This is a genomic window from uncultured Azonexus sp., assembly GCF_937982035.1.
Classification (GTDB): Bacteria; Pseudomonadota; Gammaproteobacteria; order Burkholderiales; family Rhodocyclaceae; genus Azonexus.
Genome location: NZ_CALJNI010000006.1, coordinates 23,463 through 50,319, shown reverse-complemented (window position 1 = coordinate 50,319; position 26,857 = coordinate 23,463). Strand labels below are relative to the sequence as shown.

The window sequence follows — 26,857 nt, the reverse complement described above, 5'->3', positions numbered from 1 at the left end:
GATGGTGATGAATTCGCCTCAGGGAGAACAACGCAATGTCCACTAAATCCGCAGCCCAGCATGACACCCTCGAACTTGACGGCCTGAGTCCGCTCGAGTCCCTGGGGAAATCGGTCAGCAAGGCCATCGACCCCTTCGGTGTGACGACCTCGCTGCTCAGCGCGCAGATGGCCTGGCTGATGCACCCGCAGGAACTGGTCCGCGCCGTCAATGCGCTGTCCGGCGACCTGCTCGCCCTGCAGGCCCACGTGACTCGACGTGCGCTCGGCATTCCGTCCGATGACGTGATCCAGCCCAATGCCGACGATGCGCGTTTCGCCAATCCGATCTGGACCGATTCGGCGTCCTGGGACATTGCCAAGGAGTGGTACCTGGCCTTCACCCACCGCCTGCAGGACATGTATTTCGAAACCCCCGGCCTGTCGGACAAGGAACGCCGGCGGGCCGCCTTCTGGCTGCGCAAGTGGCTGAACATGGTGGCACCGACCAATTTCTTCTGGACCAATCCGGTCGCCCTCGAACGTGCCGTCGCCACCCAGGGCGAAAGCCTGCGCCGCGGCTGGGAGAATTTCCAGCGCGACGTGAAGGCGAAGAACATCCAGATGGTCGAGCCCGACGCCTTCACCGTCGGCAAGGATCTGGCGACGACACCGGGCAAGGTGGTGTTCCGCAACCGCCTGGTCGAACTGATCCATTACACGCCGACCACCGACAAGGTGCGGGCCATGCCCATCGTCATCGTCACGCCGTGGATCAACAAGTTCTACATCCTTGACCTGACCGCCAAGAAGAGCCTGGTCAAATACCTGACCGACCAGGGTTTCTCGGTCTTCATCACCAGCTGGAAGAACCCGGATGCGGACATGCGCGACGTCCGTTTCGACGACTACCTGCTCGAAGGCGTCAACGAAGTCGTCCGCGTTGCCGGTGAATTCTGCAAGCAACCCAAGGTGCATCTGGTCGGTTACTGCATCGGTGGAACGCTGGTGTCGACCTACATGGCCTGGGCCAACAAGCGCTTTGGCGAAGACCAGGTGCCGGTTGCGCACTGGACGCTGTTCACCACCCTGACCGATTTCTCGAACCCCGGCGACATCGACGTCTTCATCGACGATGCCTGCATCAGTGCGCTCGAAGAGTCGATGGCCAAGAAAGGCTATCTCGACGGCAACGAGATGGCGACCTCGTTCCGCCTGCTGCGCTCGAACAGCCTGGTGTGGAGCTACTGGGTCAACAGCTACCTGCTCGGCGAACCCTTGCCGCCGTTCGACGTGCTGTTCTGGAACGTCGATTCGACGCGCATGCCGCAAGCCATGCACGCCTGGTACCTGCGCGAGCTCTACCTGAACAACAAGCTGATCAAGCGCGACTCGCTGACCGTTGCCGGCGAACCGATCGACCTCGACCGCATCGTCCAGCCGCTTTACGCGGTGACTGCCGAGGACGATCACATCGCGCCGTGGAAGCAGTGCTACCGCATTCGCAAGTACGTCAACGTCAAGGCGCCGGTGCGCTTCGTGCTGTCGACTTCCGGGCACATCCTGGGCATCGTCAACCCGCCGGTCAATCCGCCCAAGCGGGCTTACTGGATCGCCGAACCCGAACGCAACGAGCACTGGGAGCAGTGGCAGGAACGTGCCGAGAAGAAGCCCGGCACCTGGTGGGAGGACTGGACGGCCTGGCTGGGCCAACGCACCGGCGAGCTGGTCGAGGCCTACCCGGCGACCAACCGCAAGTTCCCCGGGCTGGCCGATGCCCCGGGTACCTACGTGCTGGAAAAATGAGCACCGACCTGCTGCGCATCGTGCGCATCAACGAGGAGATCAAGGCGGTCGTCGGGGTCGCCTTCAAGATCAACATCATGGCGCTCAACGCCATCTTCCTCGCCAAACGCGCCGGTACGGCGGCACTGGGTTTCGGTGTGCTGTCCAACGAGTTGCGGGTTTTCTCCCAGGATTTGCGCACCTGCATGGGCGGCTTGAGCGGACTGATCCATCGCTGCGTCAACGAGGTCTCGGTCGTCCTCCAGGACGTTCGCCATATCCGCTTGCTGCGTGAGGCGGTGGCCGGAACGTCGCGGCCCGAACTGGGACTGGCGCTGAAACGGCGCGAACTGGCCAACGGCGAGCACCAGGCCCGTCTGGCCAGCCTGCGCCGGCAGTTGCAGCGGGCGCTCGACGATGCCTTCCAGCTGGTCGAACTGGGCGGTGTGCTGGCCAAGTCGGCGAAGATCGAAGCGGCTTACGGACAGGGCTTCGCCGGGGCGCTGGCCCAGGTGTCGGGGGAATTCGACGGGATCGTCGAGGAAATCCGCAACTCGCTGCAGGCCTTGCAGCGTTCGGAATTTTTCAAATAAAACGGATGGCGGGGGCAGGGTGAAGAAAACCAGCACGATTTACCAGGACGGCGATCACAAGTGGGTCGCCATCGTCAGGGACAACGAACGCCCCGGACACCTGATCGATACCAACGAATACCTGGTCATGCACGGCGGCAAGGCCATCCTGCTCGACCCGGGCGGTGCCGAGGTCTTTCCGGCCGTGTTCTCGGCCCTGGCCGGGGAATTCGATCCGTCCGCCCTGAGCGGCATCTTCGCCTCGCATCAGGACCCGGACATCTGCTCCTCGCTGGCCCTGTGGCTGGAATTCAATCCGGGCATGAAATGCTACGTCAGCTGGCTGTGGTCCAGCTTCATCCCGCATTTCGGCGGCACGGCCGATACTTTCGTCTCGATTCCCGACGAGGGCATGGACATTGCGCTCGACGGGCTGACCCTGCAGGCGGTGCCGGCGCATTACCTGCACTCCTCGGGCAATTTCCACCTCTACGACCGGCAGGCCAAGATCCTGTTCTCCGGCGACGTTGGCGCCGCCCTGCTGCCGGCCGGCCAGGATGGGCTGTTCGTCGAGAATTTCGATAGCCACATCCGCCATGCCGAAGCCTTCCACAAACGCTGGATGGGGTCGAACGAAGCCAAGCGCCGCTGGTGCGAGCGGGTGGCGGCAATGGACATCGACATGCTCTGCCCGCAACACGGGGCCATTTACCGCGGTGCTGATGTCAGACGTTTCATCGACTGGTTCGACGGGCTGACCGTCGGCGTCCTGCACGGTTGAGGCATTTCCCGGTTTTGATGCGGATCAAGGCCGTCGGGGGCGGGCGGGGCGGACAATCGTCCTGAACCAACCCCCAAGGAAAACATCATGACGATCCGGGAATTCATGAGCGACGATCACCGCCACTGCGATGATCTTTTTGCCCTGGCCGAGCAGGCCGCCGCCGACGGCAGCCTGACCCGCGCGCGTAGTGCCTTCGGCGATTTCCAGATGGCCATGCTGCGCCATTTCATCGGCGAGGAACAGACCCTGTTCCCGGCCTTCGAGGAACGTACCGGCATGCGCATGGGGCCGACCCAGGTGATGCGCATGGAGCACGAACAGATGCGCGAACTGATGGTCGCTACCGTCGATGCGCTGGCGCAGGACGACGCCGAATCCTTCCTCGGTCAGCTGGAAACCCTGCTGATCATGATGCAGCAGCACAACATGAAGGAAGAGAACGTGCTCTACCCGATGTGTGACCAGCATCTGGCCGCCGAGCAGGACGGCTTGATCGAACGCCTGCAGGGCGATCTGCAGACCGCCTGATGACGCTCCAGGCTGAACGCGTCGTTGACGGGCGGTTCATGGAACCGCCCCAGCCCTTCGTGGCGACCATGGAAATGCTCGACACCCTGCAGCCCGGCGAGGAAATGCAGTTGCTGCTCTACCGCGAGCCGCACCCGCTATATCGCGTTCTGCAGCAGAACGGACATGGCTGGCGGACCGAATTGCAGGACGATGGCACCTTCGTGGTCACCATCCGCTGCTGAGCTTCCATGCAAGCCCTGCTGTCCTACGATCAAAGTCCGCCGCTGTCGGCGCCGCTGCGTTTCTTCCTGACTGCACCCTTATTCCTGGTTCTGGCTGGCGCCCTGGCCGTGCTTGAAGGCGAGGCGTTGTTTGCCTCGCGGTGGACGCCGGCAGCGCTGGCGGCAACCCACCTGGTCACCGCCGGTTTCATGCTGCAGATCATGGTCGGGGCGCTGATCCAGATCCTGCCGGTGCTGGCCGGCGCCAACCTGGCCCGGCCGCGCCTGATCGCCGGCATCGTCCATCCGGGGCTGGCGCTCGGTGCGCTGGCACTGGCGTTTGGCTTCCTGCAATCGGCGCCGGGCTGGCTGCACGCCGCCGGGGTGCTGCTCGGCGCCAGCCTGGCGGTTTTCATCGGGGCGGCGGGGCTGGCCATCTTCCGGGTGCCGTCGACCAGTCCGAGCATCCGCGGACTCAAGCTGTCGGTGATCGCCCTGGCGGTGACCGCGGCGAGCGGTCTGTTAATGCTGCTGGCGCTGGCCGGCGGCTGGGCCGTGGCGCTGATGCCGCTGGCCGACCTGCACGCAGCCTGGGGGCTGGGTGGTTGGGCCGGCATCCTGCTGGCGGCGGTGGCTTACGTGGTGGTGCCGATGTTCCAGCTGACGCCGGGCTACCCGGCGAAACCCGCGTGGCGTTTCCCGCTGCTGCTGATGGCGGCGCTGCTGTTGTGGAGCCTGGCCTGGGCCGTCTCTGCCGAAGTGCTGCAACGCCTGGCGCAGGCGGCGCTGGCGGCCGGCGGCCTGCTCTTCGTCGGGCAGACGATGAAACTGCAGGCGGCGCGCCGCCGGGCCCGCCCGGATTCGACCTTTCGCTACTGGCAGGGAGCCTTGTCCGCCTCGCTGCTGGCCTTGCTCATGCTGCTGGCTTCGGCCGTGCATCCGCCGCTGGCCGGGGTGCCGGCGTGGATGGGCGTGTTCGGCGTCCTGATCCTGCTCGCCGGCCTGTCCGCCTTCATCATCGGCATGCTCTACAAGATCGTTCCCTTCCTGCTGTGGCTGCACCTGCAGCCCTTGGCCCGGCCGGGCAAGCCGGTGCCGCCGATGAACAAGTTGCTGGCCGACAAGGATGGACTGGGGCAATGGCGCCTCTATCTGGCCACGCTGCTGCTGGCCGTCGCTGCGGCGATCCGGCCGGACTGGCTGGCCGTGCCGGCCGGACTGTGCCTGATGGCTGCGGCCGGCTGGCTGTGGTGGAACCTGGCGGTCGGCGCGCGCAACTATCGACGGGCCCGGCTGGCGGCGGTCAGCGCATGAGCTACGTTCTGCTCAAGCATCTGCACGTCACCTGCGTCGTGCTCAGTGGCACGGGATTCCTGTTGCGCTTGTTCTGGATGTGGCGGCAGTCGCCCTGGCTGCAGCGGCGGATCAGCCGGGTGCTGCCGCACGTTGTCGACAGCCTGTTGTTGCTGAGCGCGCTGAGCCTGGCCTGGATCAGCGGCCAGTATCCGTTTGCTATGGACTGGCTGACCGCCAAGCTGATCGGCCTGCTGCTCTACATCGGCTGCGGCATGATGGCGCTGAAACGCGGCCGGACGATGGCCATCCGCCTGCGTTTCGGCGGGCTGGCGGTGCTTGCCTACGGCTACATCGTCGCCGTGGCGCTGACCCGCCAGCCGCTGCCCTTCGTTTAGACCACGCCCTGCGCCAGCATTGCGTCGGCGACCTTGACGAAGCCGGCGATGTTGGCGCCATCGACATAGCTGACCTTGCCGTCGGCGGCACGGCCGTAGCGCAGGCAGGTTTCGTGGATGTCGACCATGATCTGGTGCAGGCGGGCATCGACTTCCTCGCGCGGCCACGACAGGCGCATCGCGTTCTGGCTCATTTCCAGGCCAGAGGTGGCGACGCCGCCGGCGTTGCTGGCCTTGCCCGGGGCGTAGAGCACCTGGCTGGCTTCGAACAGCCGGACCGCGTCAGCGGTCGACGGCATGTTGGCGCCTTCGGCAACGCAGATCACGCCGTTGTCGATCAGCGTGCGCGCATCGCCGGCGTCGAGTTCGTTCTGCGTCGCGCAGGGCAGGGCGACATCGACCGGGATGTGCCAGGGACGGACGCCGGGCAGGAAGGTGGCGCCGACGCGGCCGGCGTAATCGCTGACGCGGCCGTAAAGGTGGTTCTTGACCTCCATCAGTTCGGCCAGCTTTTCGGCGGTGAAGCCTTCCTCGTCGAGAATGGTGCCGCTGGAGTCGGATACGGTGACCACCTTGGCGCCCAGCGCCATGGCCTTTTCAACGGCGTACTGAGCGACGTTGCCGGCGCCGGAAACGCTGACGCGCAGGCCTTCGAAGCTGCGACCTTGCTGCTTGAGCATTTCCTCGGCGAAATAGACGGTGCCGTAGCCGGTCGCTTCCGGGCGGATCAGCGAACCGCCGAAACTCAGGCCCTTGCCGGTGAATACGCAATCGGCGCGGTTCGACAGCTTCTTCATCATGCCGGCCATGAAGCCGACCTCGCGGCCGCCGACGCCGATGTCGCCGGCCGGCACGTCGGTGTCGCTGCCGATGTGGCGGAACAGTTCGCTGACGAAGGCCTGACAGAAGCGCATCACCTCACCCGGGCTGCGGCCCTTCGGATCGAAGTCGGAACCGCCCTTGCCGCCGCCCATCGGCAACGTGGTCAGGGCGTTCTTGAAGGTCTGCTCGAAAGCCAGGAACTTGAGGATCGACAGGTTGACCGACGGGTGGAAGCGGATGCCGCCCTTGTACGGACCGATGGCCGACGAGTGCTGGATGCGGTAGCCGCGATTGACCTGGACGTCGCCGTGGTCGTCGACCCAGGAAATACGGAACATGACCACCCGCTCCGGCTCGACCAGGCGGTCGAGCAGGCCCTGTTCGGCGTATTTCGGATGCTGCTGGATGAAGGGCCAGAGGCTTTCGATGACTTCATCCACCGCCTGGTGGAACTCGGGTTGCCCGGGGTTTCGTGCGGCAACATGTTGGGTGAAGTCATGGAATGAGGTGTAGCGCACGATCGGGTCTCCCTTGATGTGATTAGTGTCCTGCTTGTTTTTCTGGCTGGATGACCTCAACCACGGTCAGCCGGCGGGTGCTGCCGCCCGGAAAGTCCCACTCGATCTCCTGGCCAACGCCGAGGCCGATCAAGGCGGCGCCGACCGGCGCAAAAACCGAGACCTTGCCGGCAGCGGCTTCAGCTTCTTCCGGGAAGACAATCTCGATTTCGCGGCTGTTGCCGGTCTCGTGTTCGGTGTAGCGCACGCGCGAGCCCATGGTGACGATGTTAGTTTTCATTGAGTCGTCTGGGATAACAATGGCGCGCTCAAGCTCCGCGCGCAGATCCGGAGGCGGCTGGATAGCCATCAGGCGGACGAAATCCATCTCGCTGATGATCAGGTTAGTCTGTTGCATTTAATGTGTTTTTTCTGTTTCGTGTGTTTGGCTCAGCCAAGCAAATTAATGGACCAAGGATGTTAGTTGCACAGGCTGGTCTTGATAAGTCGGCAAGTTTGAATAAGACTGTTTCCATTACGGAAACAATGGATGTGCCATGCACGACATCAACGACATGCTGCTGTTCGCCCAGGTGGTCAAGGCCCGCAGTTTTTCCGGGGCGGCCTTGCGCCTGGGAATTTCCAAATCCCGGGTGAGCAAGTCGGTGGCCCGGCTGGAAGCGGCGCTCGGCGTCCGCCTGCTGCAGCGCAGTACGCGCCGGCTGAGCCTGACCGAAGTGGGCGAGGCCTATTTCGAGCATTGCGACCGCATCCTCGACGAACTGGCGCGCGCCGACAGCACCATCGGCAGCCTGCACCAGACGCCGCGCGGCAAGCTGCGCTTCAGTGCGCCGGTGGCTTTCAGCACGCTGCACGTGGCGCCGGCACTGGCCGATTTCATGCTGCAGTACCCGGAGCTGTCGGTGGACATGACGATCAGTGACCGCCTGGTCAATCTGGTCGACGAAGGCTACGACCTGGCCTTGCGTATCGCTCCGGAGCCCGGCGGCAACCTGGTCGCCCGGCGCCTGGCGCCGATCCGGCGGAAGATCTGCGCCAGCCCGGCCTACCTGTCGCGCTGGGGCGTGCCGCAGGTGCCTGCCGATCTGGCTCGGCATAACTGTCTCGACTACACCTATCTGACGACGCAGGGTTTCTGGCACCTGCAGGGGCCGGACGGCGACATTTCGGTGCCGGTGTCAGGTTCGCTGCGCATCAACGACGACGAGGCACTGTCGCAGGCCGTCCTCGGCGGTCTCGGCCTGGCGCTGCTGCCGACCTTCATCATCGGCAGCGAACTGCAGGCCGGAAGGTTGGTCGAAGTGTTGCCGGGCTATGTGCCGATCGAACGCTTCATCTACGCCGTGCATCTGCCGAATCGCCATCTGCCGCTGAAGGTACGCGCCTTCATCGATTTCCTGCAGCAGCGCTTCGGCGAACAGCCTTACTGGGATCAGCCCGGCGAACGCCTGTGGCTGGGCCTGAGTCGATGACGAGGAAATGCCGATGAAACGTCTGTTGATGGTCGCCGGTCTGGTGGCTGGTCTGGGATTGCCGGCGCAGGCCGAGGTGCTGCGCAGCGAACGCGAGGATTTCCGGGTGCGCGTGCTCAGCGAGGGGCTGGTGCATCCTTGGGCGCTGGCTTTTTTGCCCGACGGTCGCATGCTGGTTAGCGAGCGGCCGGGGCGCCTGCGCTTGCTGGCGGCCGACGGTCGTGTCGATCCGCGCCCGGTGGCGGGCGTGCCGGCGGTTGCGGCGAGCGGACAGGGCGGTTTGCTCGACGTCGTGCTGCATCCGGACTTTGCCGCCAACGGCTGGATTTACCTGAGCTACGCCGCGGCCGGCGAGGGCGGGGTTGGTACCGAGGTGGCGCGCGGACGCTGGGTGTCCGATGCCGCCGGTCACCGGCTGGAAGACCTGCGGGTGATTTACCGGCAAAGGCCGAAATCGTCCGGTGGGCAGCATTTCGGCTCGCGCCTGGTGTTCGACCGGGACGGCTTCCTGCACATCAGCCAGGGCGATCGCGGCACGATGGCACGGGCGCAGCAGCTCGACGATCTGGCCGGCAAGCAGGTCCGGCTGCACGACGATGGTCGGGTGCCAGCGGACAATCCCTGGCGGGGAGTGGCCGGTGCGCATCCGGAAATTTTCAGCGTCGGCCATCGCAACGTCCAGGGGGCGGCGCTGCACCCGGTCAGCGGCGCTTTGTGGACCCATGAGCACGGCCCCCAGGGCGGCGACGAGATCAATATCGTGCGCAAAGGACGCAACTACGGCTGGCCGGTGATCACTCACGGGGTGAATTACGTGATTGGCACGAAAATCGGCGTCGGCACGCATCGCGAGGGGTTGGAGCAGCCCCTGTACCAATGGACGCCGTCGATTGCTCCGTCGGGCATGGCCTTCTATGTCGGCGAGCGTTTTCCCGCGTGGCGCGGCAACCTGTTCGTCGGCGCGCTGAAATACCAGATGCTGGTCCGCCTGGAACTCGACGGCGAGCGGGTGGTGCATGAAGAGCGCCTGCTGAGCGGGCGCGAAGGTCGGATTCGCGATGTCCGTCAGGGGCCGGACGGCTTGATCTACCTGCTTACCGACGCGCCTGACGGCAAGCTGCTGCGTCTTGAACCGGCGCGCTGAAACTCAGGCGCGGTGGTTCATCAGCGCCTTGAGGCCGTTTACGTTGAGAATGCGGATATGCTTCTGCTGCACCGCGATATAGCCTTCTTCCTGGAATTTCGAGAAGGCGCGCGAGACGGTTTCCAGCTTGAGGCCGAGGTAGCTGCCGATTTCCTCGCGCGTCATGCGCAGGTAGAACTCGGCGTGCGAGAAGCCACGTGCGGTAAAGCGCTGTGACAGGTTGAGCAGGAAGGCGGCCAGGCGCTCTTCGGCGCGCATCGTGCCGAGCAGCATCATCACGCCGTGATCGCGGACGATCTCGCGGCTCATCACCTTGTGGAAGTGGTGCTGCAGGTTGTGGATCTCGCGCGACAGGCTTTCCAGCCGGTTGAACGGGATCGCGCAGATCTCGCTGTCCTCGAGGGCGATGGCGTTGCAGGTATGGTGTTCGGTGCTGATGCCGTCGAGGCCGAGCAGTTCGCCGGCCATCTGGAAGCCGGTCACCTGGTCGCGGCCGTCTTCGAGCAGCACGTCGGTCTTGAAGAAGCCGCTGCGGATCGCGTAGATCGAGTCGAAAGCCTCGCCGGCACGGTACAGGTGATCGCCGCGTTTGATCCGGCGGCGGGTCGAAATGAGGTCGTCGAGACGCTCGAGTTCCTCAAGGCTGAGACCGAAGGGCAGGCACAGTTCGCGCAGGTTGCAGTTGGAGCAGGCCGTCTTGATGACGGTCAGCGTAATTTCCTGATTCAACGGGATTGTGTTGGGCATTGGCAACCTGCGTTGGCTTGATCCATGTCAACCGGAACTGCGATCCATCCCCACATAATCGAGCCTAAACTTGGCGCTATGTTAAATGAATTTCGCAACTGAAAACCTCGTCTTCGATCCACAGATCATTCGCCGTTTTGACGTTAACGGCCCGCGTTATACGTCGTATCCCACCGCAGACCGCTTTGTCGAAGCATTCGACTCGGAGGCTGCAGCGCTCTGGCTCGGCAAGCGCAACATCGGCGGTATCAGCCGGCCGCTGTCATTATACTTCCACATCCCCTTCTGCAACACCATCTGTTATTACTGTGCCTGTAACAAGATCATCACCAAGGATCACGGGCGCAGTGCCAAGTACCTGAAGTACCTGGGCAAGGAACTCGCCCTGCAGAGCGCTTCGCTCGAAGGCCGCGACGGTGAGCACGAGGTCATCCAGCTGCACTGGGGCGGAGGTACGCCGACCTTCCTGTCGCACGACGAGATGCGCCAGCTGATGGCCGAGACGCGCAAGCACTTCAAGCTGCTCGACGGCGGTGAGTACTCGATCGAGGTCGATCCGCGCAAGGTCGATGCGGCCACCGTGGCCCTGCTCGGCGAGCTCGGTTTCAACCGGATGAGCGTCGGCGTCCAGGATTTCGACGAAAAGGTCCAGGTCGCCGTCAATCGCGTGCAGAGCGAAGAGGAAACCTTCAACGTGATCAAGGCGGCGCGCGCCAGCGGCTTCAAGTCGGTGTCGATCGACCTGATCTACGGCCTGCCGCACCAGAGCGTGATGGGCTTCAACCGGACCCTGGAGCGGGTGCTGGCGATGGACCCGGATCGTCTGTCGATCTACAACTACGCGCACCTGCCGGGCCTGTTCAAGCCGCAGCGGCGGATTGCCGATGCCGACCTGCCGACGCCGGATGCGCGCCTGCAGATCCTGGCGCTGGCGATCAAGAAACTGACCGACGCCGGTTATGTGTTCATCGGCATGGACCACTTCGCCAAGCCCGACGACGAGCTGGCCGTGGCCCAGCGTCAGGGCCGCCTGCACCGCAATTTCCAGGGCTACTCGACCTATGCCGATTGCGACATGCTGTCCTTCGGCATTTCGTCGATCAGCAAGGTCGGGCCGACCTACTACCAGAACGTCAAGACTCTGGACGAATACTACGACCGGCTCGACGCGCCGATGCTGCCGGTGATTCGCGGCATCGAACTGACCGCCGACGACATCCTGCGCCGCTCGATCATCCAGGCGCTGATGTGTCATTTCGAGCTGTCGATCGAGAGCATCGAGAGTGCGCACCTGATCGACTTCCACAAGTACTTTGCCGCCGAGATCGAGGATTTGCGCGAGCTGGAGCGCGGTGGTCTGCTCAAGATCGAACGCGAATGGATCACCGTGCTGCCGCCGGGGCGCATGCTGGTGCGCGTCATCGCCATGGCCTTCGACCGCTACCTGCGCGCCGACCGGCAGCGTACGCGTTACTCGAAGGTGATCTGACGGTGCCGGCGGAGGGGCGGGCGGGTTAAACTTCCCGTCTGTTTCCTGTCCAGCCCTGTTTCATGCCCGATACCGGTTTTCTTGCCCTGTTCCTTGTCGGTTTGCTCGGCGGCGCACATTGTGTCGGCATGTGCGGCGGTATTGTCGGCGCCCTGGCCATGGGCGGTGCGTCGCGCTGGTCGATGCACCTGGCCTACAACGGCGGTCGCATCCTCTCCTATGCCGCTGCCGGCGCCCTGGCCGGTGCCCTCGGTGCGGCCAGCCTGGGGCTGGAAGGGCAGGTGCCGGCGCGGCTGATCCTCTACTTGTTTGCCAACCTGATGCTGATCGCGCTGGGTTTTTACCTGCTCGGTGCGACCCGGGCGCTGGCGTTCACCGAGCGCGCCGGCCAGGCGCTATGGCGCCGCATCCAGCCGCTGACCCGGCGCTTCCTGCCGGCCACCACCGTCCGTCAGGCCTTTCCGCTGGGCCTGTTGTGGGGCTGGCTGCCTTGCGGACTGGTATACAGCGCGCTGGCCAGTGCCTTGTCGGCCGGTTCGGCCGGGCGTGGCGCCGCCCTGATGCTGGCTTTCGGGCTGGGAACCCTGCCCAATCTGCTGCTCGCCGGCATCCTTTTTTCGCGGCTCAACGAATTTGTCCGCCGGCCCGTGGTCCGTATCTTGTCCGGCCTGCTGATTCTCGGCTTCGGGATTTACGGCCTGTACGCTTTGCCCTACCTGATGGAGAACGTCTGAGGTGACTGACAAGACCCCGCCTGACAGTGCGGAACAGGTGATCGAATTCGCCATTGGCGGCATGACCTGTGCCGCCTGTTCCACGCGCCTGGAAAAGGTGCTCAACCGCCAGGCCGGCATGCAGGCCAACGTCAATCTGGCCGCCGAGCGGGCGCGTGTACGCCTGAGCGGGGTCGGGCCGGATGCGGTGATCGCGGCGGTGGCCAAGGCTGGCTTTTCTGCGACCCTGGTCGATGCCGGAACCCGCGAGCGGGAAAAGCAGGAGAAGGAACGGGTCTATCGGCAGGAGGTCCGCCGTTTCTGGATCGCCGTCGCGCTGACCTTGCCGCTGGTTGGTCAGATGATCTTCATGTTCGGCGAGGGCGGGCACGAGAACGAGTTGCCGCGCTGGCTGCAACTGCTGCTGGCGACGCCGGTCCAGTTCTGGATCGGCTGGCGTTTCTACGACGGCGCGGCCAAGGCCTTGCGCGGCGGCGGTGCCAACATGGATGTGCTGGTTGCGCTCGGCACCAGCATGGCCTGGGGCTTCTCGGCCGTGGTCACGGTGTTCGGCCTGCACGATCAGCATGTGTATTTCGAGGCCGGGGCGGCGGTGATCACCCTGGTCCTGCTCGGCAAATTGCTTGAGGCCAGGGCCAAGGCGCGCACCTCGGAAGCGATCGAGTCGCTGATCCGCCTGCGCCCGAAAACCGCCCGCGTCGAGCGCGACGGGCAGTGGCTGGAACTGCCCGTCGATGCGCTGATGCCGGGCGACATCTTCCTGGTACGTCCGGGCGAGAGCGTGCCGGTGGACGGCGAGGTCATCGACGGCGAGTCCAGCGTCGATGAGGCGATGCTGACCGGCGAGAGCATGCCGGTGGGCAAAGCTGCCGGCGACCGCGTGTTTGCGGCGACGGCCAACGGCCAGGGGGCCTTGCGCTGCCGGGCCACCGGCGTCGGCGAACAGACCCTGCTGGCCGGCATCATCCGCCTGGTCGGCGAGGCGCAGGGTTCGAAGGCGCCGGTGCAGCGCCTGGCCGACCGCATTTCCGGGATATTCGTGCCGGTGGTCTGCTTGATCGCGCTGGCGACCTTTGTTGCCTGGTGGTGGATCGGTGGTGAATTTGCCGAAGCGCTGGTCAATGCGGTTGCCGTGCTGGTCATTGCCTGCCCGTGCGCGCTCGGCCTGGCGACGCCGACGGCGATCATGGTCGGCACCGGCCAGGGCGCCCGCGTTGGCATTCTGGTGCGCAATGCCGAGGCGCTCGAACGCGCCCAGAAGATCGGTGTCCTGGCGCTCGACAAGACCGGGACGCTGACCTGCGGTCAGCCGCAGGTCACCGATGTGGTGCCCATGGCCTGCAATCGCGAGGAAGCGTTGCGCCTGGCTGCGGCGCTCGAACACCAATCCGAGCATCCGCTGGCGCGTGCCGTGGTGGCGGCGCATGGCGACGGAGAACTGCCGCCAGTCAGCAATTTCCGGGCGCTGGCCGGACACGGCGTGAGCGGCGAAGTCGATTCCCGCGTCTTGCGACTTGGTTCGCCGGCCTGGTTCGGGCTGCACGACGATGCGGCGATTGCCGAACTGCAGTCGGCCGGCAAGACGGTCGTGGTGCTGGCGGAAATGAATGGTGAGGAGCCAACTGCAGTGCTGGCGCTGCTCGCCATCGCCGACGCGTTGCGGCCGACGTCGCGGCAGGCCGTGGCGCAGTTGCGGGCGCAAGGCATCCGCGTGGTGATGCTGACCGGTGACAATGTGGCGACTGCCGCGGCGATTGCCGCCCAGGCCGGCATCGACGAATTCCGCGCCGGCATCCTGCCCGGCGACAAGGCGGCGGCGATCAATGCCCTGAAATCCGGAGATGCCCTGGTAGCCATGGTCGGCGACGGTGTCAACGATGCGCCGGCGCTGGCTGCGGCCGATGTCAGCTTCGCCATCGGCGCCGGTTCGGATGCGGCCATCGAGGCCGCCGACCTGACCCTGATCCGCAACGACCTGCGCGGTGTGGCCGACGCCATCGCCTTGTCCAGGGCGACTTTGGGCAAGATCCGGCAGAATCTGTTCTTTGCTTTCGTTTACAATGTTTCGGGTTTGCCGCTTGCGGCAATGGGCTTGTTGAATCCGGTCATTGCCGGTGCGGCGATGGCAATGAGTTCGGTCTCGGTGGTGACCAACTCCTTGCTGCTCAAGCGCTGGCGGCCGCAGGACCTGAAACGATAGAAGGGAAAGTGGCGTAGCGATGACCGGGGTGGCCAGCGAAGGGACCAACTTGTTTCAGGCCACCATGGAGGCGGCCCAGGTCGGCATCTTCGTTCTCGGCGGCGGGCGTTTCATTTACGTCAATCCCTTCATGTGCGAGCTGTTCGGCTATAGCGCCGAGGATTTCCAAAGCCGTATCGGCCCGCTCGATCTGGTCGTTCCCGAACAGCATGACTTGGTGCGCGAACAACTCGCCCTGCGTGCCGCCGGGGTGCCGGGGCAGGCGTACGAACTGACCGCCCGGCGCCGGGACGGCTCGCTGTTCACCATGTCGGTGCTCGGCATGCCGGCGACCTTCGGCGATCTGCCAGTGTCGGTGGGCACGGTGCTCGACGTCACCGAGCGCAAGAACGCCGAACGGCGCATCCGCGAGCTGGCCGATTTCGACGCCCTGACCGGCTTGCCGAACCGGCGCCTGCTGCACGATCGCATGGCGCAGATGATTGCTTCGGCCGAACGCGATGGCGGTACCGCCGCCCTGATGTTCCTCGACATCGACCACTTCAAGCGGGTCAACGATTCACTGGGCCACAGCGTCGGCGACGACCTGCTGTGCGCCTTGGCGCAGCGCTACACCGGCGTGGTGCGCCGGGTCGATACGCTGGCGCGCCTGGGCGGCGACGAGTTCATCATCTTGCTTCCCGATGTCAGCGCCGCCAGCGCGGCGGATGTCGCCCGTCGGGTGCTGGAAATTGCCGGCTCGTCGTTTTCGGTCGGCGGGCATGAACTGACGGTGACTTCGTCGATCGGCATCAGCCTGTATCCGCAGGACGGCCGGGATATCGACACCCTGCTCAAGAACGCCGATACGGCGATGTACAAGGCCAAGGAGCTCGGGCGCAACACCTTCCAGTTCTATTCCCGGGAGATGAACACGGCGACGCTGGAACGGCTGATGATGGAGAGCAGCCTGCGTCATGCGCTGACCGGGGAGGAGTTCGAACTGCACTACCAGCCGCTGGTCTGCCTGCGTAGCGGCGAGATCGTCGGCGTCGAGGCGCTGATCCGCTGGTGCCACCGCGATCTCGGGATGATCATGCCGGATCGGTTCATCCAGGTGGCGGAGGATACCGGCATGATCAACCCGATCGGCGACTGGGTCCTGTTCGAAGCCTGCCGCCAGGCGCAGGCCTGGATCGACGCCGGCCTGTCGCTACGGACCATGGCCGTGAACGTGGCGCCGGTGCAGTTCCGCCAGGCCGGATTCGTCGAGATGGTCGCCGGTGCCCTGGGGACAACGGGGTTGGCGGCTGAGCGCCTGGAACTCGAATTGACCGAGCGGACGGTGATGCACGACGCTGAATTCACCCTCGGCACGCTGTCGGCACTCAACCGCATGGGCGTGTGCCTGTCGCTCGACGATTTCGGCACCGGCTATTCCTCGCTGGCTTACCTGAAGCGTTTTCCGGTCGGCAAGCTGAAGATCGACCGTTCCTTCATCATGGACCTGGAAACCGATCACGATGACCGGGCGATTGCGTCGACCATCGTCAACATGGGCAGCAGCCTGCGCCTGACCGTGCTCGCCGAGGGCGTGGAGACCGCCGAGCAGCTCACCCTGCTGCGCCAGATGGGGTGCGGCATGGTTCAGGGGTATCATTTCAGCCGTCCCGTGACGGCAGCCCGGATGACCGAACTGCTGCGCGATCAACCCTTTCGTTACGAGAAATGAGCCATGGAAAATACCGAGATCAGCATCGGCGGCATGAGCTGCCAGGGGTGCGTGAAGAACATTACCGGCGTCCTGACCGCGCTGGCCGGCGTCGCGACGGCCGACGTGTCGCTGGAAAAGGCATCGGCGACGGTGGTTTTCGACCCGCAGGCGATTTCCCGGGCTGAATTGCTGGCGGCGATCGAGGATGCGGGGTTCGATGCCGAGTGAGCCTGCCGGTGCGGCATGTCTGCTGGTGGCGAAACCGCCCGCAGATATGCCGGAGGCTTTGCGCGTTGATTTACTGGTGGCGCTTGATGGCGTATGCCGGGTGGAGCGGGGGACAATAGAGAGGCTGAGGCAGGTATTTGCCGGAGAGACGACGGCGCTGGTCCTGTTGGACAGTTATGCCGAGGTGGCCGGCGAAGATGAGTTGCTGCTGGTCGCCTTTGCCCCCGCGCGCCGTATCGATGTTCTTTCGTTCATGCTCGAAGCGGGGTGTGAGCAATTCCATCAGTACCCGAACGGCCGAAGCGAATGAACCGGGGAGGCGAAAACGCTCCCCGGACTGCTTCTCCCCAGCTTATTCCGGGGTGACCTCAAGGGTTGCCGCATAGGACAGTCGCCGCTGTGTTGCTTGCGGAATGCTGGTGTTTTTGTCCGTAAGCTCAGCCTCCAGCCAGTACATGCCGGCCTCGGGCCAGGTGACGGTAAATTTTCCGTCAGCGCCGGTTTTCATCGAAATATTGTCCAGGCGATTGCGGTGCCGGGTGCCGCCACGAATGATGTTGACTTCGATATCGGGTGCCGGCTTGCCGTCGGCAATCAGTTGAAAGCTCGCCGATTGTCCCTGGACCAGATCGTTGGGATGGCTTACGGCCAGTAACTCCAGCCCGCTGTTCCGTGCGGGGACGGCGCCCGGATTGCCCAGGCTGACGAAGGTTTCAACCCGGCCGAAATTTTCTGTCACCACCAGATCGGTGGCTTCCTTGGGTATCGCAGTCGCCAGCGCCTCGGGAGCGCCACGCCAGCGCTTGTTTTCACCATTCAGGCGGTAGGTGGCGAAGGCACCCCGATTGGTTATGGTCAACTGATATGTGCCCGTCTGTTGCAGTTTCAGATCGAATACGCTGCGCAGTTTGCCGCGATGGGGGTTATCGATCGTGACCGAGCTTCCATCTGGTGCGCGCACGCTCAGGTTTTCCAGAGCCAGAGGCAGGTAGTTGAAGACAAACAGGTCATTTGAGACTGCCGCATCGACAGTGATGGTTTCAGCTTTCGACAGGACAGTGGATGAAGGTAAGAGCCAGACGTTGTGGGCGAGGGAAATGGCGGGCAACATCGAGCAGATGCCAGCTAGTGCAAGACGAATGGTCGAGTTTTTCATGATGGTTCCTGGGGAGATTTAAGGCGTGAGTTTCAGGATGACTTCACCGAGTTCTTCGCTACCTTTGGCGCGCTCTGTCGTCGGTTGTCGGGGAGGCCAGGTGACGGGCAGGTTAACGATTTCCCGCCCCCCCACTTCGCGCACGGCTTCGATGTGCAGGCGGTAGTTTCCGGCGGCTAACTTGTCCAGCGGCGACTTGTCATTGCGCAGCATGATCCGGTGCTTGCCCGGGGCGCGCGTGGCACTGGTGATGCCGTCCACCGGGAAAGTGAGTTCGCGCCCGCCTTTGCGCCACCATTGGCGAAGGTCTTTGAGCCATTTGCTGCCTTCGTCGTCCTTCATCTTGAAGTCGTACCACAGCGCCAGATGGGTGATCCGGCGCTCATCGTTCTCCAGCCAGACGGCAACATAGGGTTTGTGATACTCCGCGACATTGAGTCGCGGTATCTCAATCTGCAACTCAAGTTCGGCGGCATTTGCATTCAGACTGAGCAGCGCTGCAGCGACGAGAAATGTACTGCGAAGGAGGGGGAGTTTCATGACGGGTTCAGTGCACAAAGAAGACAATCAGTAGGAGAGGCAGGACGAAACCACCGGCTACCAGGGGCCAGGTCATGCCGCGATTGGCTGCGTGCATTTTCAGCAGCAATAGACCACTCAGCGAAAAAATCAGGCAGGCCAGCGAAAACAGATCGATGAACAAGGACCATGCGGGACCGGTGTGACGACCCTTGTGCAGGTCGTTAAGCCAGGATATCCAGCCACGGTCGATGTTCTCGTATTCCACGAAACCGCTCTGGCGGTCGATGCGTAGCCAGGCGTCGCCGCCTGGTCTGGGGCGGGAAAGGTAGACCTCGTCGTCGCTCCACTCGCTGCTGAACTGTCGATCCAGGCGGATGGAAAGTTCGCTCCGAAGCCAGGCGGTGAGGGCGCCCGGCAACTGTTGGCCGGTTGCGTCCTCAAGAGTGCGTAGCAAATGATCGGGCAGAATTCCGTTGGCCTTCACGGTAACCGGCTTTGCCTCGATCTTTCCCGCGTGGTTCAAGGTGATACCGGTGAACGAGAAGATCAGCATTCCGACCAGGCAGATGGCAGAACTTGTCCAGTGCCAGCTATGCAGCAGCTTGACCAGGCGAGCGCGGCGCTGGGCCGGCGTCTTGCCGGCCCGCGCTGTAGATTGCACAGACGGGTGATGCATCACTTAGAACGAGAGGTTTGCCGACATCCAGAGACGACGCCCTTCAAGATTCTGGTGGTACCGGTTGCGGTACACACCGGCTCGGGCCAGTTCGTAATCAACGAAATCCTTGTCGAACAGATTGTTGATCGTGGCATTTAGTGTCAGGTTCTTGTTGACCCGATAGGATGCGCCAAGATCGACAATGCTGTAGGCACGGTAGTCGCCGAGATTAGCCTTTTCGATTCTCTCGTTGTTGTTGCTTGCAGCCCGGAAACGCTCGCTCCGATATTCGCCGCGCAGCCAGGTTTCCAGTTTGTCAGTGGCTTGCCAGCGCAGGGTGGCGTTGATCATGTGATCGGGCGTGTTGGCCAGCGGTGTGCCTTTGGTGAACTGGTCACCCGACTTATATTCGCTTTGCGTATAGGTGTAGTTGCCCTGCAGGGTCCATTGCTGGTTGATTGCCCAGCGGGATTCGAGTTCGATCCCCTGCATTTCGGCATCCTCGATATTCATCCACTTTTTCTGATCCTGACCGCCCACGTTAATCGTTGGGCCGAGCGTGATCTTGTTCTCGAAATCGGTCTTGAAGTAGGTGATCGACGAGCGGAAGTTTCTTTGGTTGTCGTAAGTCGCCGAGATTTCGTGCGAGGTGCTGATTTCTGGATCGAGATTGCCGTTGCCGATGAATTGCAGGGCTCCCTGGGCTCCGAAACCGGTAACCTGTCCGTCGGAAATCTGGTCAAGCGATGGCGCGCGGAATCCCCTGGCGATACCGCCCTTGATGGTCCATTGCGGGGTGGTATTCCAGACAAGATAGGCGCGCGGGCTGATGTTGTTGCCAAAGATGCTGTGATCGTTGTGGCGGGCGCCGACCGTCAATGCCATGCTGTCCACGAAACGCCATTCATCCTCGATGAAAAGACCGGATTGGGTGTATTCCAGGGTCTTGGTCGCTACTCCGTCGATCATCTTTGCGTCGATCCATTGACCGCCGAGAGATAGCGTGTGGGCACCCAGTTGCTTGACCAGCTTGGTATCAAAGACCAAGCTCTCGGTTTCAAGCTGTCGTGGCGTTCCGGCTACCTTGCCCGGGACCGCGCTTACGAACAAACCGCCGCCAGCCGGGCGGGTTGGGATCAGTCGGCCGATTGTTTCCGTGGTGTTCTGCATCAGGCTGCTCTCGAGAAAACCTGAGGCAAAGCGCCAGGTATGCATGAGTGCATATTGATCACGGTTGAATTTCAGTTCGGGGGCGTAACCTGCGACGGAGCCGTTGGCAGCGTTCAGTGTTCCGATCTCCCCTTTCGAGTTGTCGTATTTCTGGCGTGTCTGGTCTATCGTCAGTGCGATGTCGTGATCACGGTTGGGGGTCAGCAGAAGTTTGACACCATGCGTCTGAACGTGGGCTTTGACCGGGTTTTGTCCCATGCTCAGGATGTTGCCGGGATTCGTACCCTGGCCCGGCCACTCCAGCGAGGAAGCGTCGCGATCATGGGTCTTGCTGTAAAACTGCAGGCCAAGCAGGTCCTGGGCGATCGGTCCGCTGAGGAAGATGCTGCCGGCGCGGGAGTCACCAAAATCCCGGTTTTCCTGGAAAGTCGATTCCAGGGTCAATTCCCCGGTCCATTGCTTGCCGGGTTTGCGCGTGATGATGTTCACTACGCCGCCCATTGCGTCCGAACCATAAAGGGTGGACATCGGTCCCCGGATGACTTCAATTCTGTCGATTGCGGCAACGGGTGGAATGAACATGCTGCCCGAGTCGCTGAAGGCATTGGGGGTCACGTCTCCCGCTACATTCTGGCGGCGGCCATCGATCAAAACCAGGGTGTAGCTGGCGGGGAGACCGCGCATGCTGATACTGCGATTGCCTGTCTTGTTACCGCTCGGATTGCGGTCCTCGATATCTACGCCGGCAACGTCGGCGACATAGTCGGCGAGGCTGGTAACGCCCTTTTCTTCAAGTTGTTGGCGGGTGATGACACTGATGCTGGCCGGGGCATTGGTGATTTCCTGCTCGAAACCTGACGCACTTCTGACGACCACAGCCCCCAGCTGTGTATCCTGGGCCTGGGCAAAGGCGATGCTGCCGGAAAAGGCGATTGGCACCAGAAGTGCCAGCGGTTTCAGATTAATTAAGCATCCACGCGATTTGTGGTCCGGACGAAGGCAGGCAGCCATGAAACACTCCAAAAAATATTGAATTTATTGGCTGGCTGGTCCGCATGGCTTGCTTGCTACTGGATTGGCTGGCTACGGGAATTGTGCTGCCGTCAGGCAGCCAGGGAAAAACCTGTGCTTTGCTTATTTGGATAAGCGCGTGCTTCCTTGAGACATTCGTGCGCGCACGAAGCGCAGCGGCCGCAGTCGCGGGTGACGCCGAGGTCACGGCGCAGGTCCTTGAGCGTGCGTGCGCCGCTTTCCGCGGCCTCGCGGATTTGGCGATCAGTGACTGCCTGGCAAACGCAAACGTACATGACACGTCTCCGTGGAGATTCAAATAAGAACAATTTGCATTCTATATAAATGCGAATGAATGTCAATAAGTTTTGAGCGATTTGTTGTCTTGACGACAATTCCCGCCCCGTGGCCTCGTTGTCGCAAAAAGAATGCCCGGACGGCAGGCAATAAAAAACCGCGGACTAGCCGCGGTTTTTACCTGGGTGAAAGGTGGGTTCAGCCTTCGCCCGGCTCCATGTGCGCCTGCAGGTAGTTCGGCAGGGTGACGTCCTTGATCAGCGATTGCTGCGTTTCCAGCCAGTCGATGGCTTCCTCGCAGTGTTCGAGCAGGTCTTCGAGCAGTTCGCGGCTGACGTAGTCCTGGAGTTCCTCGCACAGGGCGATGGCCTCGATCAGCAGCGGGCGCTGGATGGTCTGCTCGTACTTCAGGTCGCCCTGCAGGCATTCGACGACGTTCTCGCCGATCATCAGCTTGCCGAGGTTCTGCAGATTGGGCAGGCCTTCGAGGAAGAGGATGCGCTCGATCAGCTCGTCGGCTTCCTTCATCACCCGGATCGACTGCTTGTACTGGTAGTCGTTGAGCTTTTCCAGGCCCCAGTTGCGGAACATGCGGGCGTGCAGGAAATACTGGTTGATCGAGGTCAGCTCGTTCTTGAGGACCTTGTTGAGGATGTCGATGATCTTCTTGTCGCCTTTCATGTCGTCCTCCTCAGGCCGGGCTGCCCGAGCCCATCTGGCTCTGCAGGTAGTTTTGCAGACCGACCAGTTCGATCAGGCGCAATTGTTTTTCCAGGAAGTAGGCATGGTCGACTTCGGTGTCTTCCAGTTGCACTGCCAGCATGTCGCGGGAGACGTAGTCCTGGGCTTTTTCGCAGGCGGCGATGGCTTTTTTCAGGTGACCATCGACCTCGTATTCGAGCGCCAGATCCGCCTTGAGCATGTCCGGGACAGCCTTGCCGACCTTCATCGGGTTACGCTTGGACAGGTCGGGTTTGCCTTCCAGGAAGAGGATGCGCTGGATCAGGGCGCGGGCGTGCTGGCGCTCGTGGTCGGATTCGTGGATCGATTTCTCGGCCAGCTCGTTGAGACCCATGTCGGCGTACATCTCGCCGTGGATCAGGTACTGGTCAACGGCAGTCAGTTCGCCGGTCAGCAATTCATTGAGGATGTCGATGATCTTCTTGTCGCCCTTCATGGCATTTCTCCTGAGAATGAGGGGTGGCTGGCTGGCGTGACGCGGCTGGCTTGCCGTGGCCGGATTGTAAGAGCTAAGACGATCGAATAGAAGCAATGTTCCGCGGAAATTGCTTTATTTACAACGAACTACGAACTGTTCTCATTTGTATCACAGTCCGTTTTGTCGTATTGCCGGGGCTCAGCTGACGACCCATATGTGGCGGGCGACCGCGTGTTCGAGCGCGAGTTCGACCTGGTCGGCGAGGATCACCGTCATCGGTTTTTGCTGGAGCACCTTGAGCGACTGCGTTTCGGCCAGACCGTAGGCGGTCAGCTGCTCGCGCTGGAGCGGGTCGATCTCGTCGCCCAGCCCGGCGAGGCGGACTTCGCTGCCGGGGGCGATGAAAGCGAGGGGAAGGCGGGCTTCGTCGTGTTGGCTCATGGTCGTCTTACCAGAGGGCGCGCAGGGCGAGGTTGAACAGGCCGCCGATGAAGAAGGCGAAGGGAACGATGATCGCGACCATGGCGACGGCGGTCTTCATGCCGCGTTCCTTGACCATCATCAGCAGGCTGGCGAAGCAGGGGATGAACAGCGTGATCGTGATCATGCCGACGATGGCCTGGATCGGGTCGAGGGCATCGGCCATGGCGAACAGGCCGGTGGCGCCGAAGTCGCGGCGCAGGAAACCCATGACGAAGGCAGCCGAGGCTTCCTTGGGCAGGCCGAGCCAGCCGCTGACCAGCGGTTCGCCGGCTTCGATGATGGCAGGCAGGATGCCGACCTTGTCGAGTGCGAACATCAGGAAGGTGCCGATCAGGAAGAGCGGGATGACTTCGATCAGGTACCACTTGAGGCGGCCGGCGGTCTTCTTGACGACGTTGCCGGCGATCGGCAGGCGCATCGGCGGCAGCTCGGTGACCAGCGGGATGCGCCGGCCGGGGATCAGCTTGGCGGCGAGGAAGCCGGCGAGCAGCAGGACGCCGACCATGGCCAGGGTCCAGATGAGTACGGCCGAGAAGGAGACGCCGCCGAGCATGCCGAGGACGACGCCGAGCTGGGCCGAGCAGGGAATCGCCAGCGCCAGCAGGAAGACGGTGATCAGGCGTTCGCGCGGCGAATGCAGGATGCGTGTGGTCAGCGTCGCCATCGTCACGCAGCCGAGGCCGAGGACCATCGGCAGCACGGCGCGGCCGTTGAGGCCGATTGCCGCGAACAGGCGGTTGGCGATCACCGACAGGCGCGGCAGGTAGCCCGAATCTTCGAGCACGCCGAAGGCGATGAAGAAGGTGGTGACGATCGGCAGGATCAGCGCCAGCGCGTAGGTCATGCCCATCGTCCACAGGCCGTAGTCGCCGACCAGCAGTTCGCTGATCAGGCCTTCGCCGAACCAGCCCTCGATCAGGCCGGTGAAGCCGGGGTTGAGGATGCCTTCGAAGAGGTCCTCCTCGAGCAGGCCGACCAGCGTCGTCGCGCCGAAGACGCCGACGAACTGATACACCGCGTAGAGCACGGCGAGCAGGATGGGAATGCCCCACAGCGGATGGACGACGGCCTGGCCGATGCGCTGCGAGAGCAGCGGGCTGCTGTTCACGGCGCGGCGGGTGACGGTGGCGGCGAGCGCGTCGGCGGCCTCGGTGCGTTCGCGGGCGAGCAGGCCAGGGAGGTCGCTCGGGGCACGGTCGACGGCATTTCTGCGCAGATTTTCGAGTTGGCCGTAAGCGTTGCCGGCGTGCTCGCGCAGCCAGCTTTCGACTTCGCTGTCGTTGCCGAGGAAGAGGATGGCCAGGCCACGTGTGGCCAGGCGCGGGTGCGGCGCGTGTTCGGTGATGGCGGCGGCGACGGCCTCGATGTCGGCCTCGCGCGCCGGGTCGTAGCGTAGTATGCGGTCGGCGACGCCGGCGCGGGCGACGCTGCCGGTGAGTTCGCCGATGCCTTCGCCGCCGGTGGCGACGGTAGCCAGCACCGGGATCGCCAGCTGTTCGGCGAGTGCCGGGATGTCCACGGTGACGCCGCGGGCGGTCGCCTCGTCGTGCATGTTCAGGGCCAGCACCATCGGTACGCCGAGTTCGGCCAGCAGCGCGGTCAAGGTCAGCGTCCGGCGCAGGTTCTTGGCGTCGCCGACCTGGACCAGGCAGCGGCTCGATTCGTTGAGCAGTGCGCGCATGGTCGCCCGCTCGTCGTCGCTGCGCGACGGCAGCGCGAGCACGCCCGGAGTGTCAAGCAGCGCCGCCTGCGGGTCGAAGCGGGCGCTGGCGCGGGTGACCTCGACGGTAGTCCCGGGATAGTTCGAGACATTCACGTAGGCGCCGGTCAGGCGGTGGAAGAGGACGGACTTGCCGACATTGGGGTGGCCGACCAGCAGGATGGCGTTGGCGGTCATCGGCTTTCCATTCCGGGCTGGGTGACGAAGCCGATCTTGCTCAGTCCCGCCCGGCGGGCCGCGCTCATGGTTTCGGCGACGGCTTCGTAGCGGCTGTCGCGGTCGGCCTTGAGGTGTAGTTCGACGTTGGCGTCCTGGCCGACCGCGTCGCGGAAACGGGTTTCCAGCGTTGCCGCATCGACCGGTTCGCTACCGATGAACACCTTGTTGTCGGCGGTGATCGCCACCTGCAGCGTCATCGGTTTTTCCGGGGTGGGCGTGCTTGAAGCGCGCGGCAGGTCGACCTTGACCGAGTGCGTCATCAGCGGCGCGGTGATCATGAAGATGATCAGCAGCACCAGCATCACGTCGATCAGTGGGACCATGTTGATTTCGGCGGTCGGCATCTGGTTGCCGCCGTTGCTGAAGGTGCCGATGCCCATCTCAGACAGCTCCGGCAGCGGCGCGGGCGCGCATCGGGTGGATCTGGGCGCTGTTGGCGACCAGCGGCTTGCCGACGGTAAAGAAGGCATGCAGGTCGTGGGCGAAGGCGTCGAGGTCGGCGTAGAAAACGCGGTTGGCGCGGGTGAAGGTGTTGTAGGCGAATACCGCCGGCAACGCGACACCGAGGCCGGCGGCGGTCATGATCAGGGCTTCGCCGACCGGGCCGGCGATTTTTTCCAGCGCCGCCTGGCCGGTCATGCCGATGGCGATCAGTGCGTGGTAGATGCCCCAGACGGTACCGAACAGGCCGACGAAGGGGGCGGTGGCGCCGGTCGTGGCGAGGAAGGTCAGGCCGTTTTCCATGCCGGCCTGGGTGGTCGACAGTTGCTGGCGCAGTGCCCGTTCCATCTGTTCGGACGGGTCGAATTGCGAGGCCAGGCGACCGTTGACCGCTTCGCAGTCGTGGTTGCAGCAATTGGCCTGGCTGGCGAGCTGGGCGTAGGGGCTGTCCTCGCCGGCGTCACGCAACTTTTCGATGCCTTCGGCAACGCTGCTGGCGGCCCAGAATGCCGGTACGGCCCTGGCCGCCTTGCGCAGGCGCCACCAGTCCCAGGCCTTGGCCAGGATCAGGTACCAGCTGGCGATCGACATGGCGACGATGAGGATGGCGACCGAATGCGAGACGGCGTCACCCTGGACCCACAGATGGGCGAGCCCGAAGACGTTTTGTTGTGCGGTTTCCTGCATGGCTATTGCTCCAGTTTGAAAATGATGGGGACCAGGACGAAACTCTGAACGGCGACATCGCCGCGCTTGGCCGGAATGAATCGCCAGTTGCGGACGGTCCTCAGTGCCGAATCGTCCAGGCGACTGCTGCCGGAGGAGGTGCGTACCTCGACGCTGTCAGCCGTGCCTTGCGGATTGACCGAAACGCGCAGGATGACCCGGCCTTCCTCACCCATGCGCCGGGACAGCGGCGGGTAGGGCGGTGGAGGGTTGCGCAGGTAGTCGGCGTCGAAGCGGGCCTGACTGATTGCCGGTGCCGTTGGCGCCGGGGCCGGCGGCGTGGGTTCGGCGAGCTGCGGCGGGGCGACCGGGGCGTTGTCGGCCGGTGCTGTGCTGGCGGTGGTTTCGAGGACCGGGGCCGGTGTCTTGGGTTGGGGTAGCGGCTTGCGCACCACAGGTTCGGGCTTGGCCATCGGCAGGGGCTTGGCCTCGGGCGGGGCTTCGATTTGCGGTGCCGGCAGCAGGTCGACGATCAGTGGCATCTCCATGATCTGCGGCGCCACGGTCTTGGCGGCCAGGGCCAGCAACAGGGCGCCGGCGTGGAGACCGATGACGATGGTCAGTAGCCCGCTGCGGCGGCTGGTCGATGGTGGGGATAAGGCGTAACTCATGGCGTTTGTTCGGTTGGTTCCGCGCCCGCCAGGAAAAAACCCTTGGCTTGCTGGCCGGGAGGCGCGCTGGCTACGGGAAAGGTCTTACAACGGAGA

The 26,857-nt window shown here is 63.4% G+C and carries 30 protein-coding genes; 15 read left to right on the top strand and 15 right to left on the bottom strand.

Annotated features, from left to right (window positions below):
• Nucleotides 1–35 precede the first annotated feature (35 nt).
• The 7 genes from Q0799_RS05675 (at nucleotide 36) to Q0799_RS05645 (ending at nucleotide 5,541) form a co-directional block, all read left to right on the top strand.
• Nucleotides 36–1,784, top strand: a complete 1,749-nt coding sequence (locus tag Q0799_RS05675) for an alpha/beta fold hydrolase (protein WP_298395526.1) — start codon at nucleotides 36–38, stop codon at nucleotides 1,782–1,784.
• The gene (locus tag Q0799_RS05670) at nucleotides 1,781–2,356 is read left to right on the top strand and encodes a chemotaxis protein (protein ID WP_298395523.1); all 576 of its coding nucleotides are present in this window, start codon (nucleotides 1,781–1,783) and stop codon (nucleotides 2,354–2,356) included. Before Q0799_RS05675 ends, Q0799_RS05670 begins: the two co-directional genes overlap by 4 nt.
• A 19-nt stretch (nucleotides 2,357–2,375) precedes the next feature.
• The gene (locus Q0799_RS05665; RefSeq protein ID WP_298395520.1) at nucleotides 2,376–3,116 is read left to right on the top strand and encodes an MBL fold metallo-hydrolase; all 741 of its coding nucleotides are present in this window, start codon (nucleotides 2,376–2,378) and stop codon (nucleotides 3,114–3,116) included.
• Between the two features lie 87 nt (nucleotides 3,117–3,203).
• Nucleotides 3,204–3,647, top strand: a complete 444-nt coding sequence (locus Q0799_RS05660; RefSeq protein WP_298395518.1) for a hemerythrin domain-containing protein — start codon at nucleotides 3,204–3,206, stop codon at nucleotides 3,645–3,647.
• Nucleotides 3,647–3,871: a DUF2249 domain-containing protein gene (locus Q0799_RS05655; RefSeq protein WP_298395515.1), complete on the top strand. Its 225-nt coding sequence runs from the start codon at nucleotides 3,647–3,649 to the stop codon at nucleotides 3,869–3,871. Before Q0799_RS05660 ends, Q0799_RS05655 begins: the two co-directional genes overlap by 1 nt.
• Nucleotides 3,872–3,877: 6 nt before the next feature.
• Nucleotides 3,878–5,164, top strand: coding sequence for a hypothetical protein (locus tag Q0799_RS05650; RefSeq protein WP_298395512.1), 1,287 nt, complete (start codon nucleotides 3,878–3,880; stop codon nucleotides 5,162–5,164).
• On the top strand, nucleotides 5,161–5,541 hold the full coding sequence (locus tag Q0799_RS05645) for a SirB2 family protein (RefSeq protein ID WP_298395509.1): 381 nt from the start codon (nucleotides 5,161–5,163) through the stop codon (nucleotides 5,539–5,541). The genes Q0799_RS05650 and Q0799_RS05645 overlap by 4 nt, the downstream gene beginning before the upstream one ends.
• Here the strand turns inward: Q0799_RS05645 and gdhA are convergent.
• Together gdhA and rnk are read right to left on the bottom strand one after the other, a co-directional pair.
• Nucleotides 5,538–6,881, bottom strand: coding sequence for an NADP-specific glutamate dehydrogenase (gdhA, locus tag Q0799_RS05640; RefSeq protein WP_298395504.1), 1,344 nt, complete (start codon nucleotides 6,879–6,881; stop codon nucleotides 5,538–5,540). The two genes, Q0799_RS05645 and gdhA, sit on opposite strands and share 4 nt — an antisense overlap.
• Nucleotides 6,882–6,903: 22 nt before the next feature.
• Nucleotides 6,904–7,278, bottom strand: coding sequence for a nucleoside diphosphate kinase regulator (rnk, locus tag Q0799_RS05635; RefSeq protein WP_298395501.1), 375 nt, complete (start codon nucleotides 7,276–7,278; stop codon nucleotides 6,904–6,906).
• A 139-nt stretch (nucleotides 7,279–7,417) separates the two neighbouring features.
• On the opposite strand from rnk, the gene Q0799_RS05630 reads away from it, so the two are divergent.
• Nucleotides 7,418–8,353 (top strand): LysR family transcriptional regulator, encoded by a 936-nt coding sequence (locus Q0799_RS05630; protein ID WP_028994713.1) that lies wholly within the window; start codon nucleotides 7,418–7,420, stop codon nucleotides 8,351–8,353.
• 13 nt (nucleotides 8,354–8,366) lie between these two features.
• Nucleotides 8,367–9,497 carry a PQQ-dependent sugar dehydrogenase gene (locus tag Q0799_RS05625; RefSeq protein ID WP_366940768.1) on the top strand — a complete coding sequence of 377 codons (1,131 nt, stop codon included), beginning with the start codon at nucleotides 8,367–8,369 and terminating at the stop codon, nucleotides 9,495–9,497.
• A gap of 3 nt (nucleotides 9,498–9,500) precedes the next feature.
• Here Q0799_RS05625 and fnr read toward each other — a convergent pair whose 3' ends face one another.
• Nucleotides 9,501–10,244: a fumarate/nitrate reduction transcriptional regulator Fnr gene (gene fnr / locus Q0799_RS05620; RefSeq protein ID WP_298395494.1), complete on the bottom strand. Its 744-nt coding sequence runs from the start codon at nucleotides 10,242–10,244 to the stop codon at nucleotides 9,501–9,503.
• 85 nt (nucleotides 10,245–10,329) lie between these two features.
• Here fnr and hemN point away from each other — a divergent pair, with 85 nt between their 5' ends.
• The 6 genes from hemN to Q0799_RS05590 all read left to right on the top strand — a co-directional run bounded on the left by hemN (nucleotide 10,330) and on the right by Q0799_RS05590 (nucleotide 16,898).
• Nucleotides 10,330–11,733, top strand: coding sequence for an oxygen-independent coproporphyrinogen III oxidase (gene hemN, locus Q0799_RS05615; RefSeq protein ID WP_298395491.1), 1,404 nt, complete (start codon nucleotides 10,330–10,332; stop codon nucleotides 11,731–11,733).
• Nucleotides 11,734–11,795: 62 nt separating this feature from the next.
• The gene (locus tag Q0799_RS05610; RefSeq protein ID WP_298395488.1) at nucleotides 11,796–12,467 is read left to right on the top strand and encodes a sulfite exporter TauE/SafE family protein; all 672 of its coding nucleotides are present in this window, start codon (nucleotides 11,796–11,798) and stop codon (nucleotides 12,465–12,467) included.
• A 1-nt stretch (nucleotide 12,468) separates the two neighbouring features.
• A complete protein-coding gene (locus Q0799_RS05605) occupies nucleotides 12,469–14,667 on the top strand; it encodes a cation-translocating P-type ATPase (RefSeq protein WP_298395485.1) in 2,199 nt (732 codons plus the stop codon).
• 49 nt (nucleotides 14,668–14,716) lie between these two features.
• Complete coding sequence (locus Q0799_RS05600; protein WP_298395482.1) at nucleotides 14,717–16,378, top strand: EAL domain-containing protein; 1,662 nt, start codon at nucleotides 14,717–14,719, stop codon at nucleotides 16,376–16,378.
• Nucleotides 16,379–16,381: 3 nt separating this feature from the next.
• Nucleotides 16,382–16,588: a heavy metal-associated domain-containing protein gene (locus tag Q0799_RS05595; RefSeq protein WP_298395479.1), complete on the top strand. Its 207-nt coding sequence runs from the start codon at nucleotides 16,382–16,384 to the stop codon at nucleotides 16,586–16,588.
• Nucleotides 16,578–16,898: a hypothetical protein gene (locus tag Q0799_RS05590; protein ID WP_298395475.1), complete on the top strand. Its 321-nt coding sequence runs from the start codon at nucleotides 16,578–16,580 to the stop codon at nucleotides 16,896–16,898. The genes Q0799_RS05595 and Q0799_RS05590 overlap by 11 nt, the downstream gene beginning before the upstream one ends.
• A 42-nt stretch (nucleotides 16,899–16,940) precedes the next feature.
• Here the strand turns inward: Q0799_RS05590 and Q0799_RS05585 are convergent, their stop codons facing one another.
• The 12 genes from Q0799_RS05585 to Q0799_RS05530 form a co-directional block, all read right to left on the bottom strand.
• Nucleotides 16,941–17,744 carry a DUF4198 domain-containing protein gene (locus Q0799_RS05585; protein WP_298395473.1) on the bottom strand — a complete coding sequence of 268 codons (804 nt, stop codon included), beginning with the start codon at nucleotides 17,742–17,744 and terminating at the stop codon, nucleotides 16,941–16,943.
• Nucleotides 17,745–17,762: 18 nt separating this feature from the next.
• Complete coding sequence (locus Q0799_RS05580) at nucleotides 17,763–18,284, bottom strand: DUF2271 domain-containing protein (protein ID WP_298395470.1); 522 nt, start codon at nucleotides 18,282–18,284, stop codon at nucleotides 17,763–17,765.
• Nucleotides 18,285–18,291: 7 nt separating this feature from the next.
• A complete protein-coding gene (locus Q0799_RS05575) occupies nucleotides 18,292–18,942 on the bottom strand; it encodes a PepSY-associated TM helix domain-containing protein (protein WP_298395467.1) in 651 nt (216 codons plus the stop codon).
• 3 nt (nucleotides 18,943–18,945) lie between these two features.
• A complete protein-coding gene (locus Q0799_RS05570; protein WP_298395463.1) occupies nucleotides 18,946–21,105 on the bottom strand; it encodes a TonB-dependent receptor in 2,160 nt (719 codons plus the stop codon).
• Between the two features lie 92 nt (nucleotides 21,106–21,197).
• A complete protein-coding gene (locus Q0799_RS05565) occupies nucleotides 21,198–21,401 on the bottom strand; it encodes a (2Fe-2S)-binding protein (protein ID WP_298395460.1) in 204 nt (67 codons plus the stop codon).
• A gap of 199 nt (nucleotides 21,402–21,600) precedes the next feature.
• A complete protein-coding gene (gene bfr, locus Q0799_RS05560; RefSeq protein WP_028994726.1) occupies nucleotides 21,601–22,083 on the bottom strand; it encodes a bacterioferritin in 483 nt (160 codons plus the stop codon).
• Between the two features lie 10 nt (nucleotides 22,084–22,093).
• Nucleotides 22,094–22,579, bottom strand: a complete 486-nt coding sequence (bfr, locus tag Q0799_RS05555; protein ID WP_028994727.1) for a bacterioferritin — start codon at nucleotides 22,577–22,579, stop codon at nucleotides 22,094–22,096.
• 180 nt (nucleotides 22,580–22,759) lie between these two features.
• Nucleotides 22,760–23,002: a ferrous iron transport protein A gene (locus Q0799_RS05550; protein ID WP_298395454.1), complete on the bottom strand. Its 243-nt coding sequence runs from the start codon at nucleotides 23,000–23,002 to the stop codon at nucleotides 22,760–22,762.
• 7 nt (nucleotides 23,003–23,009) lie between these two features.
• Nucleotides 23,010–24,941 (bottom strand): ferrous iron transport protein B, encoded by a 1,932-nt coding sequence (gene feoB, locus Q0799_RS05545; protein ID WP_298395451.1) that lies wholly within the window; start codon nucleotides 24,939–24,941, stop codon nucleotides 23,010–23,012.
• Nucleotides 24,938–25,363 carry a biopolymer transporter ExbD gene (locus tag Q0799_RS05540; RefSeq protein WP_298395448.1) on the bottom strand — a complete coding sequence of 142 codons (426 nt, stop codon included), beginning with the start codon at nucleotides 25,361–25,363 and terminating at the stop codon, nucleotides 24,938–24,940. Before Q0799_RS05540 ends, feoB begins: the two co-directional genes overlap by 4 nt.
• A 1-nt stretch (nucleotide 25,364) precedes the next feature.
• Entirely contained in the window at nucleotides 25,365–26,111 is a 747-nt protein-coding gene (locus Q0799_RS05535; RefSeq protein WP_298395445.1) for a MotA/TolQ/ExbB proton channel family protein, read from the bottom strand.
• A gap of 2 nt (nucleotides 26,112–26,113) precedes the next feature.
• A complete protein-coding gene (locus tag Q0799_RS05530) occupies nucleotides 26,114–26,761 on the bottom strand; it encodes an energy transducer TonB (RefSeq protein WP_298395443.1) in 648 nt (215 codons plus the stop codon).
• Nucleotides 26,762–26,857 lie beyond the last annotated feature (96 nt).

Excerpts from the sequence above, each read along its gene's own strand:
- rnk (WP_298395501.1), bottom strand. The coding sequence starts at position 7,278 with ATGCAACAGACTAACCTGATCATCAGCGAGATGGATTTCGTCCGCCTG.
- Q0799_RS05550 (WP_298395454.1), bottom strand. The coding sequence starts at position 23,002 with ATGAGCCAACACGACGAAGCCCGCCTTCCCCTCGCTTTCATCGCCCCC.
- Q0799_RS05650 (WP_298395512.1), top strand. The coding sequence starts at position 3,878 with ATGCAAGCCCTGCTGTCCTACGATCAAAGTCCGCCGCTGTCGGCGCCG.
- Q0799_RS05610 (WP_298395488.1), top strand. The coding sequence starts at position 11,796 with ATGCCCGATACCGGTTTTCTTGCCCTGTTCCTTGTCGGTTTGCTCGGC.
- Q0799_RS05670 (WP_298395523.1), top strand. The coding sequence starts at position 1,781 with ATGAGCACCGACCTGCTGCGCATCGTGCGCATCAACGAGGAGATCAAG.
- Q0799_RS05655 (WP_298395515.1), top strand. The coding sequence starts at position 3,647 with ATGACGCTCCAGGCTGAACGCGTCGTTGACGGGCGGTTCATGGAACCG.
- Q0799_RS05625 (WP_366940768.1), top strand. The coding sequence starts at position 8,367 with ATGAAACGTCTGTTGATGGTCGCCGGTCTGGTGGCTGGTCTGGGATTG.
- Q0799_RS05645 (WP_298395509.1), top strand. The coding sequence starts at position 5,161 with ATGAGCTACGTTCTGCTCAAGCATCTGCACGTCACCTGCGTCGTGCTC.
- hemN (WP_298395491.1), top strand. The coding sequence starts at position 10,330 with ATGAATTTCGCAACTGAAAACCTCGTCTTCGATCCACAGATCATTCGC.
- Q0799_RS05595 (WP_298395479.1), top strand. The coding sequence starts at position 16,382 with ATGGAAAATACCGAGATCAGCATCGGCGGCATGAGCTGCCAGGGGTGC.
- Q0799_RS05630 (WP_028994713.1), top strand. The coding sequence starts at position 7,418 with ATGCACGACATCAACGACATGCTGCTGTTCGCCCAGGTGGTCAAGGCC.
- Q0799_RS05580 (WP_298395470.1), bottom strand. The coding sequence starts at position 18,284 with ATGAAACTCCCCCTCCTTCGCAGTACATTTCTCGTCGCTGCAGCGCTG.
- Q0799_RS05535 (WP_298395445.1), bottom strand. The coding sequence starts at position 26,111 with ATGCAGGAAACCGCACAACAAAACGTCTTCGGGCTCGCCCATCTGTGG.
- Q0799_RS05570 (WP_298395463.1), bottom strand. The coding sequence starts at position 21,105 with ATGGCTGCCTGCCTTCGTCCGGACCACAAATCGCGTGGATGCTTAATT.
- fnr (WP_298395494.1), bottom strand. The coding sequence starts at position 10,244 with ATGCCCAACACAATCCCGTTGAATCAGGAAATTACGCTGACCGTCATC.
- Q0799_RS05540 (WP_298395448.1), bottom strand. The coding sequence starts at position 25,363 with ATGGGCATCGGCACCTTCAGCAACGGCGGCAACCAGATGCCGACCGCC.
- Q0799_RS05575 (WP_298395467.1), bottom strand. The coding sequence starts at position 18,942 with ATGCATCACCCGTCTGTGCAATCTACAGCGCGGGCCGGCAAGACGCCG.
- bfr (WP_028994726.1), bottom strand. The coding sequence starts at position 22,083 with ATGAAAGGCGACAAGAAGATCATCGACATCCTCAACAAGGTCCTCAAG.
- Q0799_RS05585 (WP_298395473.1), bottom strand. The coding sequence starts at position 17,744 with ATGAAAAACTCGACCATTCGTCTTGCACTAGCTGGCATCTGCTCGATG.
- Q0799_RS05565 (WP_298395460.1), bottom strand. The coding sequence starts at position 21,401 with ATGTACGTTTGCGTTTGCCAGGCAGTCACTGATCGCCAAATCCGCGAG.
- feoB (WP_298395451.1), bottom strand. The coding sequence starts at position 24,941 with ATGACCGCCAACGCCATCCTGCTGGTCGGCCACCCCAATGTCGGCAAG.
- Q0799_RS05590 (WP_298395475.1), top strand. The coding sequence starts at position 16,578 with ATGCCGAGTGAGCCTGCCGGTGCGGCATGTCTGCTGGTGGCGAAACCG.
- Q0799_RS05660 (WP_298395518.1), top strand. The coding sequence starts at position 3,204 with ATGACGATCCGGGAATTCATGAGCGACGATCACCGCCACTGCGATGAT.
- bfr (WP_028994727.1), bottom strand. The coding sequence starts at position 22,579 with ATGAAGGGCGACAAGAAGATCATCGACATCCTCAATGAATTGCTGACC.
- Q0799_RS05530 (WP_298395443.1), bottom strand. The coding sequence starts at position 26,761 with ATGAGTTACGCCTTATCCCCACCATCGACCAGCCGCCGCAGCGGGCTA.
- Q0799_RS05675 (WP_298395526.1), top strand. The coding sequence starts at position 36 with ATGTCCACTAAATCCGCAGCCCAGCATGACACCCTCGAACTTGACGGC.